The following is a 14227-nucleotide window of genomic DNA, read 5'->3' on the forward strand; positions in this document are numbered from 1 at the left end:
CCGGACTGCGGCAGAATGGGTGACGTGCCGGTCGAGATGAGTCGCGAGCGCTTCGAGGAGCTGGTCGGCGACGCCCTCGACGAGGTGCCCGAGGAACTGCTCGCCCTGATGAGCAACGTGGTGATCCTGGTCGAGGACGACCCGCCCCCGGGCGACCCCGAGCTGCTCGGCCTCTACGAGGGGCACGCGCTGACCGACCGTGGCTGGGACTACTCCGGCGTCCTGCCGGACCGCATCCTCATCTACCGCCGGCCGATCCTGCGCATCTGCGACAGCGACGAGGATGTCGTCGACGAGGTCGCGGTGACCGTGGTGCACGAGATCGCCCACCACTTCGGCATCGACGACGACCGGCTGCACGAGCTGGGCTGGGGCTGACCGGGGCCGGTCAGCCCCCCGTCACCGGCCGGTGGGCCGGTTGCGGTGCTCCCCTACCCTCCAGCAGGACACCCCGAATCAGGAGGAAGACCCATGCGCAGCGCGCTGTTCTCCGCGGAGAACCTCGAGAAGGAGTCCGCTCAGCCCGGCATGCGGCTGCAGAACTCCAAGATGCTCAAGATCGAGCTGAACGGCGAGGCGATGGCCCGCGTCGGCTCGATGGTCGCGTACCAGGGACAGGTGCAGTTCCAGGCTCTCGGCTCCGGTGGTCTCGGCAAGTTCCTCAAGCAGAAGCTCACCGGTGAGGGCGTCCCGCTGATGAAGCTCACCGGCCGGGGCGACGTCTTCCTCGCCGACTTCGCCAAGGACGTGCACATCATCGACCTCGAACCCGGCGACGCGCTGTCGATCAACGGTTCGAGCGTGCTGGCCTTCGACTCCAGCCTCCAGTACGACATCAAGATGGTCGGCGGCACCGGGATGGCGGCGTCCGGCCTGTTCAACTGCGTCTTCAGCGGCCACGGCCGGATCGCCATCACCACCAAGGGCAGCCCGGTGGTGCTCAACGTCGACGCCCCGACCTACGTCGACCCGCAGGCCGCCGTCTGCTGGTCGGCGAGCCTCCAGACCGGCTACCACCGGGCGGAGCAGCTCGGCCTCGGCACCCTGCTCGGCCGGACCACCGGTGAGGCGTTCACGATGAGCTTCGCCGGTCAGGGCTTCGTGGTGGTCCAGCCCTCCGAGGAGCCCCCCATCCAGGGCAGCGGCACCCAGCAGCAGCAGGGCGGCCTGCTCGGCAACCTGCTCAGCTGATCCACCGACCGGTTCGCCGGGGCACCCTCCCGCCGGGGAGGGTGCCCTTTTCCGGTGCCCCGTCCGGGCAGCGTGGCACGGGTCAGGGCTGGGCGCCGGCGCGGATGCGGGCCAGCCACGCCGCCGCGTCGGCGTAGTCGGCGTCGGAGAGACCGGCGGGGGCGGGGACCGGCCGGTCACCCGCCGCGCCACTGAAGCGGTGCCGGGGGTACGACCCCAGGAAGCGGACGTCCGCACAGACCCGGCGGAGTCCCTGCAACGCCTCCCCGAGCCGCACGTCGGCGACGTGGCCGGTGCAGTCCAGGAAGAAGACGTACCGGCCGAGCGCCTCGCCGGTCGGGCGGGACTCGATGCGGGTCAGGTTCACGCCGCGCACGGCCAGCTCCATGAGCACCGACAGCAGGGCCCCGACCCGGTCGTGGGCGATGTAGACGGCCAGCGAGGTGAGGTCGTCGCCGGTCGGCGGGGGCGGCGGACCCGGCCGGGAGACCAGCGCGAAGCGGGTCACCGCGTCCGGGTGGTCGGCGATCTTGTCAGCGAGCACCGCCAGCCGGTGCCGGGCGGCGCCGATCGGGGCGCAGACCGCCGCGTCGTACTCGCCGGAGGCGACCCCACCGGCGGCGGCCCCGTTGGAGAGGACGTCCACCACCACCGCGTCCGGCAGGTGGCCCCGCAGCCAGTTCCGGCACTGGGTGGAGGCCTGGGGGTGGGCCGCCACGCTCCGGACGTCGTCGAGCGTGGTGCCGGGGCGGGCGCCGAGGACGAACTCCACCGGCAGGACCACCTCCCGGGTGATCACCAGCGGCTCCCCCTCGGCCATCTCGTCGAGGGTCACGCCGACCGCGCCGCCGATCGAGTTCTCCAGTGGTACCAGGGCGGCGTCGGCCTCGCCCGCCCGTACGCTGTCCAGCGCCTCCCCGACACTGCGCGCGGGCGTACGGGTGCCGCGTTCGGCGGCGGGGACGGTGCGCAGCGCCTGCTCGGCGAAGGTGCCCTCGGGGCCGAGGTAGACGAAACGTGTCGGCGGTGTTCCCGGCATGCCGACCAGCCTACGCACCCGGCAGGCCGCCCGTGCCGTCACAGGCGAGGGTCCGGATCCCGGTCGGCGCGGCGGTGCGCACCTCGATCGTGCAGACGTCTGTGCCGGCCGTCACCAGTCGCAGCGACCCCGGCCGCCCCCGGGTGACCACGGTCAGGTCCTCGTACCCGGAGACGGCGAGCACGGTGTGCTGCCAGTCGTCCGCACAGAGCGGGCCGCTGCGCACGCTGACCCCGGTGCCGCCGGGCAGCACCCCGGACGAGCCGCGTACCACCCGGAGGACCTGTTCCCGGGACGGACCGTTGGTGCAGGCGACGGCGATCGCGCCGGAGGAGCCCGGGGTGGTCGGCAACGCCGTCGGCGGCGGGAGCGGAAGACCGGTGGGCGGGCCGGGCGAGGCGGTGGGGGACGGCGCGGCGGTGGGGGTGGGAGTGGGCGTCGGCCGGGCCGAGCGCTGTTCCAGCTCCGGGGGAGCCGCGCACCCGCCGAGTACGACGGTCAGCAGGCTGAGCGCCAGCAGCCGGGAGAGCGTGGTGGGCACGAACCGGTCCTTGGCATAGGTGGACGTCGTTCCGACGGGGGGCCTTGCCCATGGTAGGACGCGAGAGGCCCGGGGTGAAGTCAGTCGGTGACCCGGTGTCCGGCTCCACGTAGGGCGGCCGTCGCCTCGGTCAGGCGTACCGCCGGCACCAGCAGGTGGTCGGTGTCGTAGGTGGAGAACGCCACCGCGTTGACCCGCGCCTCGGCGAGCGGGCCGACCAGCGCGGCGAGCGTCCCGGTCACCGCCAGGTCCAGCGGGCCGACGACGCGGAGGCACCGCCAGGCCGTCTCCACCGGGAGGCCGCCAGGCACCCGGTCCATCGGGCAGATCAGGGAGACCCCGTCGGCGGCCCAGCTCACCGAGACGACCTGCCCACTGCCGAGATCGCTCCAGAGCGCGGGTGGGAGGGCGGCACCGGCGGTCAGCCGGCACACAGCGTACTCGCCCGGCAGCAGAGCGACATCCAGCATGAGGGCACCTTACGGCGTCGGGGAGGTCCCGGCATACGCCGTTCTGCCGCGTTGCCGGAGGTCAGACCTCGGAGAAGAAGGTGAGAGAGCCCGCGACCACGCCGTCGGCGAGCACCGGCGTGGAGATGGCGTCGACCGTGGCGTCCGGCGCGTCCGCGACGGAACCCTGCACCCGGAGCAGGCCGCGGGCGAGTCGACCGGAGGAGAGGGCCAGTAGCGGAGGAATCTTGTCGACCTCCTGCTCGGTCAGTTCGCCCCGGTTGGCGGTGAAGTCCAGCAGGCGCAGCCCGCCGTCGAGCAACGGCAGTCCGATCAGCTCGTCCGGGGCGCCCAGGCAGAGCAGTTCACAGCCGGACGCCGACACGGCGGCGACCTTGGTGTCCAGGTCGATGAGCAGGCAGGGTTCCAGTGCCCGGGAGACGGTGGCGGACCATTGTTCGAAGTTGCCGAACCCGGGCTCTGTCGGGGTCCGTGCCGCCGGCACGAACACGTCCGAAAGCGAGAGTTCGACGTGGGCCACCGAGCCTCCTCTGTGCACCGCCGGGCTGTCCATGTTGGCCGGCCGCCCGCCCACCGGCGACCCGCGGAAGCCACCGGACCGCAGGTGGGGCGGGTGCCCGTCAGCGGATGACCGGCGACGGCGCGGACCTGTGGTGAACCTCCGGCCGCGTAGCGTCGCCGGTGACGTTACCGGTGGTTGGCCCGCTTGTCAGCGGCCATTCGGCTTTCCTAGTACCACCGGTAGTCGGCCGTTGGACGGTACGTGCCGTTGCTCCAGGTGCCGGGGTACTGGGCGACCTGCGCGAGTTTCTCCGCCGTGGCCGGGCTGATCCGCGCGCCCCCGGCGATGAGCAACCGGTCGAGTTCGCGGTGGGTGGCCATGAGGATGTCCTTCGGCAGGCCGTAGACGCTGATGTCGCCGGAGCCGACGAAGGCCAGCACCGGCGTCACCGGGATGGTCTTGCCGACGGCCTTGGTGAGCGCCTTGCTGGCCCGCTTGGCGTCCCGACGGGCGTCCGCCACGTACGGCGGGCGCTTGCCGTTGATCTGGACGACGTCCCCGGCGACGAGCACCCGGGTGCGGCCGTGGTCGACGATGCTGATCGCGAAGAGCCCGCTGGGACCGATGGCGAGGAAGCCGGCGCGGTCGTCCTGGACCGGGTCGAGCACCGTGTCGGCCAGATCCGCCCGGGGCCACTCGATCACGTGCCAGGCCGGCCCGAGGGTGTCGAGCTGGCCGAGGGCACGCGCTCCCGCGGCCTCCAGGCGGCGGGCGCCCTTCTCGGCGCGCCGACGACGCGCCCACCCGAACGGCGAGGGCCGGACCGGGGCGGGGAGGCCGGAAGCCTCGACGTGGGACTGTGGACCCCCCCTGGGCGGCAGTGCCCGGCTGGTGGATACGGCTCGACGTGCGGGAAAGACAGACATCGCGACCTCCGGCAAAAGGTCCCTCGAAGTTATGTCCTCACTACCCTACGTGGCTAGTCCGGTGTGTCGGCAAGTCGAAGCACCGGAGTGAGTGCGGATGAATGCCACATTCATGCCCATCTCTTTTCCCGGATGCCGTCAACCACTGGCCTAGGCTGCGTGGGTGACCCACTACGTGGACAGTGAGGTCGGCCGGCTCCGCACCGTGCTCCTGCACCGGCCCGGCCCCGAACTCGCGCGACTCACCCCCCGCAACAACGACTCACTTCTGTTCGACGCTATCCCATGGGTGGGTAGGGCACAGGAGGAGCATGACGCCTTCGCCGCCGCCCTACGCGAGCGCGGGGTGGAGGTGCTGTACCTCGCCACCCTACTGGCCGAGACACTGGCCGTCGCGGAAGCCCGCGCGGAGCTGACCGACCAGGTGCTACGGGACCGGCGCCTCGGTGACACGCTGCGCCGCCGGGTCGCCGACCACCTCACGTACCTCGACCCGGCCGCCCTCGCCGACGTGTTCGTCGCCGGCCTGGCCCACGAGGAACTGCGCACCAGTTGGGACCGCCCCGGGGGGCTGGTCTACACGCTCATGGACCGGCACGAGTTCGTCATCGACCCGCTGCCGAACCTGCTCTTCACCCGCGACTCGTCACTGTGGATCCGGGACCGGGTCGGGGTGACCAGCCTCGCCATGCCGGCCCGGCGGCGGGAGACCTCGCTGACCGGCGCGATCTACCGGCACCATCCCCGCTTCGCCGACTCCCGGTCGGTCTACGAACCGGGGCTGGAGCACCTCGAGGGCGGCGACGTCCTCCTGCTCGCCCCCGGAGTGGTGGCGGTGGGGGTGGGCGAGCGGACCACGCCCGCCGGCGCGGAGCGGCTGGCCCGGCGGGTCTTCGCCGCCGGGCTGGCCCACACCATCCTCGTGGTGCCGATCGCGCAGGAGCGGGCCACCATGCACCTGGACACCGTCTGCACCATGGTCGACGTCGACGCCGTGCTGATGTACCCGAACGTCGCCCACACGCTGTCGGCGTACACCGTGGTGGCGGGTCCGGACGGCGAGCCGCAGGTGGACGGGCCCGCCCCGTTCCTGCGCGCCGCGGCCGACGCGATGGACCTCGACGCGCTCCGGGTGATCGACACCGGCCTGGACCCGGTGACCGCCGAGCGTGAGCAGTGGGACGACGGCAACAACACGCTCGCCCTGGCCCCCCGGCTCTGCGTCGGCTACGAGCGCAACGTCGAGACCAACGCCCAGCTGGAACGGGCCGGCATCGAGGTCATCCCGATCGCCGGATCCGAGCTGGGTTCGGGCCGGGGCGGCCCGCGCTGCATGTCCTGCCCCCTGGTCCGCGACCCCCTGCCCGGCTGAGCCGCCCGGCCGAGGTGCCCGGCTGAGCCGCCCGGCCGAGGTGCCCGGCTGAGCCGCCCGGCCGAGGTGCCCGGCTGAGCCGCCCGGCCGAGGTGCCTGCAGGGGACCCCTGCTCATCAAAAAACGTGAGGAAGGGCCCCCTGCAAACACCCGGGAGAAGCGCCGGCCCGACTCAGCGGAGCGTCAGCTGGCGGCCGAGGAGGCCCTGACGGGCGCGGCGGCCGGCCGCGTCGAGCGGGGTCGGGTCGGCGAGTGCCTCGGCGTACCGCTTGGCGAACTGCGCAAGCGGCTCCTCCCACTCGGTGGCGGGCGGCCCGTCGGGCAGGTCCCAGACCGGCACCAGCCGACCGTGCGCCCGGAACATGCCGGCGAAGCGGGTCCCCTCGCCCAGCGTCAGCGTGCCGGCGGCCCCGAGCCGCGCCAACGTGTCCAGGGCCGTGTCCTCGTCGTCCGGGAGGACCCAGCGCACGTGCGCCTTCTCCGGCACCTGGCACCAGTAGGCGGCGCGGGCCGCGGTCAGCTTGACGGTCGGGTAGACGGCCGCGTTGGCCCGCTCCAACGACGCCTGCACGTTCGGGTCGTCGCCCGCGCCGGGGTCCAGCCAGAACTCGAACCCGTCGTGCATGGTGACCTCGAGCGGCCCGTCGACCAGCACGTCCTGAAGACGGGGACCCGGGCCGGGCAGCGGGGGCACCGGCACCGACCGGCCCGGCTCGGTACGAAGCGCGCAGAGCAGCGCCTCCGCCAGGTCGCGGGAGACGTCACCGGACTGGAGGTGCCGCTGGAGCCCGATGAAGATCCGCCCGTCGGGCTTGGTCATGGCCGGGGTGGCCATCGGCAGCACCGTCGCCAGGATCACCGGGCGGTCGCCGTACTCCTCGACCAGGGCGGGCGCCAGGCGCAGCGGCGCGGACGCGGCCGGCACCAACTCGCGCAGGGCGATCCACTCCGCCTCGTCGGTCAGTCCCTCGAAGGGGCGGGGGACGAAGATGTCCCGCACCTTCTCCCGCTTCGGGGTGTCTTCGGCGGCCCGCTGGTTCTTTCGACGCTTGCTCACGGCGAGACAGCCTAAGGGCCGGGCGGGACGGATGTGGGGTGCGGTGCGTCCGACGCCGGTCGGCGCGTCCCGACCGCCCGTCTGCGAACCGTCAGCCGGCGGCCACCAGGTCGACGCGGCCCACCTCGGCCGGGTCGAAGTCGGCCCAGACGCTCTGCCCGAGACCGTCGCGGTCGACGCCCCACCGGCTCGCCAGGCCGGCGACGATGTGCAGCCCACGCCCGTCGGCCGCGTCCAGCCCGGCCGCCCGCATCCGGGGCGCCGAAGCCGCCCCGCCGTCGGTGACCCGGACCAGGACGTGCTGCCCGTCGCCCTCGGGGCGTAACCGCCAGGCCACCCGGACCACTCCGCCGGGTAGGGGGTCGGCGTGCCGGACCGCGTTGCCGACCAGTTCGGCGAGGACCGCCACCAGGTCGGCCAGCAGGGCCGGCGGCACCTCGTCGGCGAGCACGGCGGCCAGCCGATGCCGGGCCAGGCGCGCTCCACTCGCGTGGTGGGGCACCACCACGCACCAGGACCGCTCCGCCGACCTCGCCGACACGCCCGTGCCTCCTTGCCGCCTACCTCGTGCCGGGGGATCTCACCCGCGCGGCAGCCGCACCTCTGCGACGGTACCCCCACCCGTCCCTGGTCGGAGCGATACCCACCCGTTCCGCCGCTCCACGATCCGGCGGACGAGGTAGAGACCGAGCCCCGCGCCGGGATAGCGCCGCCGGTCGCCCGACTCGCCCTGCCAGAACCGCTCGAAGGCGCGTTCCACGTGCTCCGGCCGGATGCCGATGCCCTCGTCGACGACCCGGAACGCGACGGTCCGCTCGTCGGCGTCGGCGCTGATGCCGATCGGGGAGCCGGGCGGGGAGTACTTGTCGGCGTTCGTGGTCAGCTCGGTCAGGACGGTCGCCAGGTCGGCCCGGTCGCCGAGCGCCGGCGGCAGGCCGGCGGGGAGGTCGAGGACGATCCGCTGTCGCAGCTCGGTGGGGAGACCGGCGACCGCCGACCGGAGCGCCTCGACGAGGTCGAGCGCGGCCGGCGGGGTCTCCGAGCCCGGCCCGAAGTCGGTGGCGGAGGAGAGCAGCCGGTCGACCAGGCGGGCCAGCTCGTTGGCCCGTTGACCGATCACCCGGGCCGCCTTTCGGCGGTCCGCGTCGGTGAGGGAGTCCCAGTGGTCGGTGAGGGTGTTCGCGTACCCCTTGATGACGGTGACCGGGGTGCGCAGCTCGTGGCTGGTCACCGCGACGAAGAGATCCCGTTCCTGGTCGCGGTGTTGCTGGTCGGTGACGTCGCGGAAGGTCGCCACCCGCAGGGCGCCCGGCCCGGGCAGCTCACCGGAGGTGATCCGGAGCCAGCGCCCGTCCGGCAGCCGGTGGTCGAGCACCTGCCCGGGCGGTGGCAGCGGGAACGGCAACGGCTGGCCGAGGGCCTGCCCGGTGCCGCGGCCGGTCACCTGGGCGGCGGCCGGATTCCACAGCCGCACGTAGCCGTCCCCGTCGACCACGGCCAGCCCGTCGGCGAGCGCGGCCACCACCGGCCCGTCGCCGTGCACCGGCAGTCCGGTCTGGTCGCCGTACATGTGCGCGATGCAGGTGGCGAGGTAGCCGATCACCGCGCTCTCGCCGGTGGCCTCCCCGTCCGACGTCGGATGCAGGGCGTGCAGGCTGCCGACCGCCCGGCCGCCGATCTCGGCGCGCGCCGCGACCAGCCAGCAGAGTCCCCGTCGGGCCAGCTCCTCGGCGAGGTTGCCGGTGAACCGGTCGGCCCGGACCCGCTGCACCCGGGGGCCCTGCATGAGGAAGGCGGTGGCCGGGTCGGAGGGGGGCAGCGGACGACCGATCGCCCACTCGGCCGCGCCGGTCGCGGCGATCACCCGCCCACCGTTCGGGGTGAACTCCACGAACGCCATTCCCGCCGCGCCCAGGGCGGGTTGGGCCACCCGGAGCAGTTGGGTGAGCACGGGCAGCCCGGAGTCGCCCGAGTTGATCCTCTCGACGACGACGGTGTGGCCGGCGACGAGAGCGGCGTAGTCGGGTCGCTCCGGCATGCCCCAGAGTGTGCCTTCCCGATCGGGTTCCCGACACCCCAGGCCCGGTTCGCCCACGCCGTCCCGGCCGGTCACGGGGCGCGGTTCAGCCACGTCGGGCCAGGGCCAGGGCCGGGCGGTCGGTGATGATGCCGTCCACCCCGGCCGAGAGGACCAGGTCGAGGTCGTCCGGCTCGTTGACCGTCCAGACGTACACCTGGTGGCCGGCGGACCGCAGCGTCGGGACGAGCTGTGGCCGGGACCGGATCAGGGCGATGCCCGGTCCGGCGATCCGGGCGCCGAAGGGCAGCCTGCCCGGTCGCAGCCAACCCGGCAACGAGTCCAGCAGCAGCACGGTCGGCAGCGCCGGGGCGAGTTCCCGGGTACGCCGCACCGCCAGCGGCGAGAACGACATCACGGTGACCCGTACCGGGTCGTCCGGTCCGGGCTCGGTGAGGCCGTACCGGCGCAGCATCTCGACCAGCCGCCGTTCGACGTTCCCGCCGTACCGGGTGGGGTGCTTGGTCTCGACCAGCAACCGGACGGGTCGGCCGGCTTCGCGTACCGCGTCGAGCAGCCGCTCCAGGGTGAGCAACCGGGTCCGCGTGGGATCGACCGGTTCGTCGGCGTCGAGCGGCCCGCAGCCCGGGTGCCACGAGCCGAAGTCCAGCGCGTCCAACTCGGCGAGGGTACGCGTGCTGACCCGGCCCCGCCCGTTGCTCGTCCGGTCCAGCCGCCGGTCGTGCACGCAGACCAGGTGCCCGTCCCGGGTCAGTCGGACGTCGCACTCCAGTCCGTCGGCACCCTCGTCGAGTGCCCGAAGGTACGCCGCGAGGGTGTGCTCGGGCAGTGCGGCGGAGGAACCGCGGTGGGCGAAGACCAGTGGCCCGCTCATCGCCGTCGGCCTAGGCGACCTGACCCGGGGCTCCACTGTCGGTGGTCACCGGCCGTCCGGCGGCGGCCCACTGCTGCATTCCGCCCTCGACGTTGCGGACCCGGTCCCACCCGTTCTGCATCAGGTGCGCGACGACGTGCGCCGAGCGACCGCCGGAGCGGCAGATCACCGCCACGTCGACGTCGTTGGGCACCTCGGCGAGCCGGCCGGGCAGTTCCGTCATGGGCACATGGTGCGCGCCGGGGGCATGCCCCGCCGCCCACTCGCCGTCCTCCCGCACGTCCAGCAGGTAGGTGGCGTCGGTGATCTCGTTCACGGTCACGGTGGGAATCTCAGGTCCGAACACGGGTACCAAGGTTAGACCCTCGTGCCCTCTCAGAGTGAGTTCACCCACTGCGGATTCGCGGCGGCCCAGCGCGTGATCCGCTCGCCCCGGACGGCCCGGAAGAGTTCGGTGCCGCCGCCGTCCAGGACGACGTACGACACCTGGCCGATGAGCTGTGGAGACGAGGGCACCCGGACACCGACCAACCCGTCGGCGGGAAGCGCGCGCAGCGCCAGGACCAGATCCTCCAGGGGTACGCCGTTGGTGTCCACGGTCAACGAGTCCCCCACCGCCCGGATCAGTGAGTCCAGCTTCAGCGGGTCGCCGAGCAGGTCGGTCTGGCCGGCCCGGTCGAGCATCGCCCGGAGCAACTGCTGCTGGTGTCGTTGCCGGTCGTAGTCGCCGCCGGGCAGGTCGTAGCGCTGCCGGACGTAGTCCAGCGCGGCGGCCCCGTCCATCTGCCGGCAGCCGGGGGCGAAGACGGTGCCGGTGTGCACCGACCGGACCTCGGTGTCGACGCACATCCGGACGCCACCGAGCAGGTCGACCACCTGGCGCAGCCCGGTGAAGTCGACCACGGCGGCACCGTCGAACTTCAGGCCGGTGAGCCGGTGCAGGGTGGCCGAGAGCAGCCGGGCGCCGCTTTCGCCCCCACCCCCGAGGTCGTACGCGGCGTTGACCTTGTCCTCTCCGCCGTCGTACCCGTTGCCTGCCGGCGGAATGGTGACCAGCAGGTCGCGCGGAACGGAGATCAGGTACGCCTGGCGCAGCCCGGCGGGCAGGTGCACGATCAGGATGGTGTCCGAGCGCTGGTCGGCGTCGTCGGCGCCCCGGAACCGGTCGGAGCCGATGAGCAGGTAGTTCAGCGGCCCGTCCGGGTCGGTCCGGTTCCGGCGTGCGTCGTCGTCGAGCAGCTGCCCCCGGGCCACCGAGCGGTCGTACCGTTCGGTGAGTGCGCGTACCCCGACCACCGCGGCCACCGCGATCAGGGCCAGGGCGAGACCGACGCCGACCAGGACCCGGGCCCAGCGCGGCGCGGCGGTGCCCACCGGCCCCGAACCGGTCCGCGCTGACCTGGACGTGACGCCTCCCCCGTAGCCCGAGACGAGCCTTGCTCACCTCAGGCTACGAGTCCGTTTCGCGTTACGGACGGCATTTGCCCGATCCGAGGGCCTGCCCTGGCCGACCGGGACGGATCACGTGGACCGGGGCTCGGTCACTTCCGGGTGGAGAGGACGGCCGGGTTGGCGAAGACGAACTCGGCGAGCTGGTCCTCCTTGACCGCCTTGAACATGTCCATGGTCAACGGGCTGAGCGCCTCGCGGCCGTGCTCGTTGCCGTGGTAGGTGCCGTTGTTCGTCCGCAACATCGTCAGCTCGTTGTCGGTGACCCCACGCATGGTGAAGACCAGGTCCGCCATGTTCGCCCGGCCGGTGTCCAGGATCAGCGTGTCTCCGGCCGCGTCCAGCAGTGCCTTCAGCTTCATCGGGTTGGTCATCGCCCCGTCGCTGATGGCCTTCTTCGCCATCGCCTTGATCAGCTGCTGCTGGTTCTGCTGGCGGTCGTAGTCGCTGTTCTTCAGGCCGTACCGCTGGCGGGAGTAGTCCAGGGCCTCCCAGCCCTCCATCTCCCGGCAGCCCTTCTTGTGCACCACCGGGGTCCTCTTCTTGCCGGTCTTCTTGGCGTCCGCGTTCCACATCGGCTTGCCGTCGACGTACGACATGTGGATCGACTCGACCTCCTGGCTGACGCAGATGCGTACGCTGCCCAGGGCGTCGATCACCTTCTTGAAGCCGCCGAAGTTGATGATCGCCGCGCCGTCGAAGCTCACGCCGGTCATCTGCTTGATCGTCTGGGCCATCAACTGGGCGCCCCCGGCCCAACCGCCACCATTGCGGGCCCCGTACTGGAAGGCCGCATTGATCTTGTCGGTGGCGCCGGTGAAGCCGGTCTTCTTGAAGGCCGGAATCTGCGCCTCGGTGTCCCGGGGAATCGAGATCAGGTACGCCTGGTCGTGCGTCGCCGGAATGTGCAGGACGATGATGCTGTCCGCCCGCACGTCGTCGGCCGCCCAACTCGCCCGGGCGTCCACGCCGAGCAGCAGCATGTCGATCGGCCCTTCGAGGGTGTCACCACCCTCGGCGTCGCTCTTGCCGGCGTCACCGAGCAGGTTCTGCTGGGAGATGTTCCCCGTGGCCTGACCGATGAGCGCCTTGCTGCCCACGATCGCGGCACCACTTGTCATCATCAGCATCGCGCCGACGATCACGGTGATCCGGGCCCAGAGCGGGTCCTTGCGCCGCTTCCGCTTCGGGGTGGTGTCCGTACCACGACCGCCACCCCGGCGGGGCGGCGGAACGACGGAGGCCGAAGCGCGTCCTGCGGAGGCGGATTCCCGCGACGGAGGGCGACGGCGGGTCTGAACCGGCATGCGTGCTCCAGTTCGATATCGGGGGCGGGATCACTTTACGGATCCGTCCCCGATCTGGCGAGTTCATCCTGCCGTTATTTTCCGGTCCACCCGCTGTCACCGCCGATTGCTGGCCGAACGGCTGATCCGCCAAAACCGATCGGCGGCTGGTGCGCCGGTAGAGGGCGACCCGCCGCCGAGGGGTGCTGACGTCTGTCGAAGCCTCAGCCGCCGTTGGATTTGGCGGGCTGGTTCGTCTTGACCCATTCGGTCATCCGGTCGCCGGCCATGGCCCGGTACATCGCCAGCGCCTTCTCCCGGTCGGAGACCACCACCGACTCGCCGTCGATGGTCTCGCTGCCCAGGTGCGGGCTGGTCACGAAGGTGAGGTTCTCGCCGCGCAGCTTCCGGAACTGCACCGCCATGTCGACCAGGGAGAAGCCCTCGTCCACGGTCACCGCGTCGGTCACCGACTTGAGGAAGGCGTTCAGCTTGCGGGGACTGCCCAGCGTGCCGCTGCTGGCCGCCTTGTCCATCAGGGCCCGGAGGAACTCCTGCTGGTGCCGCATCCGGGCGAAGTCGCCGTCCGGGAACTGCTTGCGCTGCCGGATCCAGTCCAGCGCCTCGGCCCCGTTCATGTGGTTGACGCCCTTGGTGAAGGTCCGGTACGGCTTGTGGATCGAGGTGACGGTCTGCTCCACCGGCAGGTCCACCCCGCCGAGCGCGTCGGTGACCTGCTTGAACCCGGCGAAGTCGACCGCCATCACGTGGTCCAGGTGCACGTCGGTGAAGCACTCCACCGTGCGGACGGCCAACGGCAGGCCACCGAAGGCGAACGCCGCGTTGATCTTTCCGCGCTGGCCGGACCCGCACTCCGCGTTCGCGCTCTCGGGGATCGGCACGTAGAGGTCGCGGGGGATGGAGACCAGGTAGGCCTCGGCGTGGCTCGACGGGATGTGCATCACGATGATGGTGTCCGCCCGCCACTTGCTGGACTGGTCGACGGGCGCGTCCGGGTCCCGCGAGTCGCTGCCGACCAGCAGGATGTTGAGCGCGCCGTCGACCGCCTTGGGCGGTCGTCCCTCGGTGATCTCCGTGAACGGGTCGGTGCGGGCCAGGTCGTCGTTCAGCCCGCGCGCGTAGACCCAGGCGCCCAGGCCACCGAGGAGCGCCAGCACCAGCACGGCGACGCCGGCGACCAGCGCGATCCGGCCCCACCGGGGACGGGGGCCCGGCCGGCCGGAACGCCCACGTCCACCCGGACCGGTCGGACCGGTCGGACCACCCGGACCGAGTGGTCCGTCGTCGTCCGGGGCGGCGGCACCGGCCCGGTGCCGCTCGACGACCGGCCGTTCCGGGCCGGACCGTCGCCCCGGGCCGGAGCCCGGGACCGAGGCACGCCCGGCAGAGCCCCGGTGCAGGTACAGGAGCGGAAGACCGGCTGACGAGGTCGCTGACATGTAACTCAGGGTACGGACCCGG

At 72.4% G+C, this 14227-nt stretch carries 16 protein-coding genes; 3 read left to right on the forward strand and 13 right to left on the reverse strand.

The window, feature by feature from the left end:
* Window positions 1–15: 15 nt before the first annotated feature.
* Both QSK20_RS27680 and QSK20_RS27685 read left to right on the forward strand, forming a co-directional pair.
* The gene (locus QSK20_RS27680) at window positions 16–378 is read left to right on the forward strand and encodes a metallopeptidase family protein (RefSeq protein ID WP_285791548.1); all 363 of its coding nucleotides are present in this window, start codon (window positions 16–18) and stop codon (window positions 376–378) included.
* Between the two features lie 93 nt (window positions 379–471).
* Window positions 472–1191, forward strand: a complete 720-nt coding sequence (locus tag QSK20_RS27685; RefSeq protein WP_285791549.1) for an AIM24 family protein — start codon at window positions 472–474, stop codon at window positions 1189–1191.
* An 82-nt stretch (window positions 1192–1273) separates the two neighbouring features.
* Here QSK20_RS27685 and pheA read toward each other — a convergent pair whose 3' ends face one another.
* The 5 genes from pheA to QSK20_RS27710 all read right to left on the reverse strand — a co-directional run bounded on the left by pheA (window position 1274) and on the right by QSK20_RS27710 (window position 4669).
* Entirely contained in the window at window positions 1274–2230 is a 957-nt protein-coding gene (gene pheA / locus QSK20_RS27690; RefSeq protein ID WP_285791550.1) for a prephenate dehydratase, read from the reverse strand.
* A gap of 10 nt (window positions 2231–2240) precedes the next feature.
* On the reverse strand, window positions 2241–2771 hold the full coding sequence (locus QSK20_RS27695; RefSeq protein WP_285791551.1) for a hypothetical protein: 531 nt from the start codon (window positions 2769–2771) through the stop codon (window positions 2241–2243).
* An 80-nt stretch (window positions 2772–2851) separates the two neighbouring features.
* On the reverse strand, window positions 2852–3241 hold the full coding sequence (locus tag QSK20_RS27700; RefSeq protein WP_285791552.1) for an ACT domain-containing protein: 390 nt from the start codon (window positions 3239–3241) through the stop codon (window positions 2852–2854).
* 61 nt (window positions 3242–3302) lie between these two features.
* Complete coding sequence (locus QSK20_RS27705) at window positions 3303–3761, reverse strand: hypothetical protein (protein WP_145834796.1); 459 nt, start codon at window positions 3759–3761, stop codon at window positions 3303–3305.
* A 209-nt stretch (window positions 3762–3970) separates the two neighbouring features.
* Window positions 3971–4669, reverse strand: coding sequence for a hypothetical protein (locus QSK20_RS27710; RefSeq protein ID WP_088985425.1), 699 nt, complete (start codon window positions 4667–4669; stop codon window positions 3971–3973).
* A gap of 163 nt (window positions 4670–4832) precedes the next feature.
* On the opposite strand from QSK20_RS27710, the gene QSK20_RS27715 reads away from it, so the two are divergent.
* Window positions 4833–6041, forward strand: coding sequence for an arginine deiminase (locus QSK20_RS27715; RefSeq protein WP_285791553.1), 1209 nt, complete (start codon window positions 4833–4835; stop codon window positions 6039–6041).
* A 172-nt stretch (window positions 6042–6213) separates the two neighbouring features.
* On the opposite strand, the gene QSK20_RS27720 is transcribed toward QSK20_RS27715, so the two are convergent.
* From QSK20_RS27720 to QSK20_RS27755, 8 genes are all read right to left on the reverse strand, one after another.
* A complete protein-coding gene (locus QSK20_RS27720) occupies window positions 6214–7098 on the reverse strand; it encodes a DUF5926 family protein (RefSeq protein WP_285791554.1) in 885 nt (294 codons plus the stop codon).
* A gap of 91 nt (window positions 7099–7189) precedes the next feature.
* A complete protein-coding gene (locus tag QSK20_RS27725; RefSeq protein WP_416905776.1) occupies window positions 7190–7606 on the reverse strand; it encodes an ATP-binding protein in 417 nt (138 codons plus the stop codon).
* Between the two features lie 72 nt (window positions 7607–7678).
* The gene (locus QSK20_RS27730; protein ID WP_285791556.1) at window positions 7679–9136 is read right to left on the reverse strand and encodes a sensor histidine kinase; all 1458 of its coding nucleotides are present in this window, start codon (window positions 9134–9136) and stop codon (window positions 7679–7681) included.
* A gap of 85 nt (window positions 9137–9221) precedes the next feature.
* Complete coding sequence (locus QSK20_RS27735) at window positions 9222–10010, reverse strand: glycerophosphodiester phosphodiesterase (RefSeq protein WP_285791557.1); 789 nt, start codon at window positions 10008–10010, stop codon at window positions 9222–9224.
* Window positions 10011–10020: 10 nt separating this feature from the next.
* Window positions 10021–10356 carry a rhodanese-like domain-containing protein gene (locus tag QSK20_RS27740; RefSeq protein ID WP_285791558.1) on the reverse strand — a complete coding sequence of 112 codons (336 nt, stop codon included), beginning with the start codon at window positions 10354–10356 and terminating at the stop codon, window positions 10021–10023.
* A gap of 29 nt (window positions 10357–10385) precedes the next feature.
* Window positions 10386–11384 (reverse strand): LCP family protein, encoded by a 999-nt coding sequence (locus tag QSK20_RS27745; protein ID WP_502889047.1) that lies wholly within the window; start codon window positions 11382–11384, stop codon window positions 10386–10388.
* 167 nt (window positions 11385–11551) lie between these two features.
* On the reverse strand, window positions 11552–12766 hold the full coding sequence (locus tag QSK20_RS27750) for an LCP family protein (RefSeq protein WP_285791559.1): 1215 nt from the start codon (window positions 12764–12766) through the stop codon (window positions 11552–11554).
* 203 nt (window positions 12767–12969) lie between these two features.
* Window positions 12970–14205: an LCP family protein gene (locus QSK20_RS27755; RefSeq protein WP_285791560.1), complete on the reverse strand. Its 1236-nt coding sequence runs from the start codon at window positions 14203–14205 to the stop codon at window positions 12970–12972.
* Between the last annotated feature and the right edge of the window lie 22 nt (window positions 14206–14227).

The sequence above is a fragment of the Micromonospora sp. NBRC 101691 genome (genome assembly GCF_030269285.1).
Classification (GTDB): domain Bacteria; phylum Actinomycetota; class Actinomycetes; order Mycobacteriales; family Micromonosporaceae; genus Micromonospora; species Micromonospora echinospora.

Excerpts from the sequence above, each read along its gene's own strand:
- QSK20_RS27680 (WP_285791548.1), top strand. The coding sequence starts at position 16 with ATGGGTGACGTGCCGGTCGAGATGAGTCGCGAGCGCTTCGAGGAGCTG.
- QSK20_RS27685 (WP_285791549.1), top strand. The coding sequence starts at position 472 with ATGCGCAGCGCGCTGTTCTCCGCGGAGAACCTCGAGAAGGAGTCCGCT.
- pheA (WP_285791550.1), bottom strand. The coding sequence starts at position 2,230 with ATGCCGGGAACACCGCCGACACGTTTCGTCTACCTCGGCCCCGAGGGC.
- QSK20_RS27700 (WP_285791552.1), bottom strand. The coding sequence starts at position 3,241 with ATGCTGGATGTCGCTCTGCTGCCGGGCGAGTACGCTGTGTGCCGGCTG.
- QSK20_RS27710 (WP_088985425.1), bottom strand. The coding sequence starts at position 4,669 with ATGTCTGTCTTTCCCGCACGTCGAGCCGTATCCACCAGCCGGGCACTG.
- QSK20_RS27730 (WP_285791556.1), bottom strand. The coding sequence starts at position 9,136 with ATGCCGGAGCGACCCGACTACGCCGCTCTCGTCGCCGGCCACACCGTC.
- QSK20_RS27735 (WP_285791557.1), bottom strand. The coding sequence starts at position 10,010 with ATGAGCGGGCCACTGGTCTTCGCCCACCGCGGTTCCTCCGCCGCACTG.
- QSK20_RS27750 (WP_285791559.1), bottom strand. The coding sequence starts at position 12,766 with ATGCCGGTTCAGACCCGCCGTCGCCCTCCGTCGCGGGAATCCGCCTCC.
- QSK20_RS27755 (WP_285791560.1), bottom strand. The coding sequence starts at position 14,205 with ATGTCAGCGACCTCGTCAGCCGGTCTTCCGCTCCTGTACCTGCACCGG.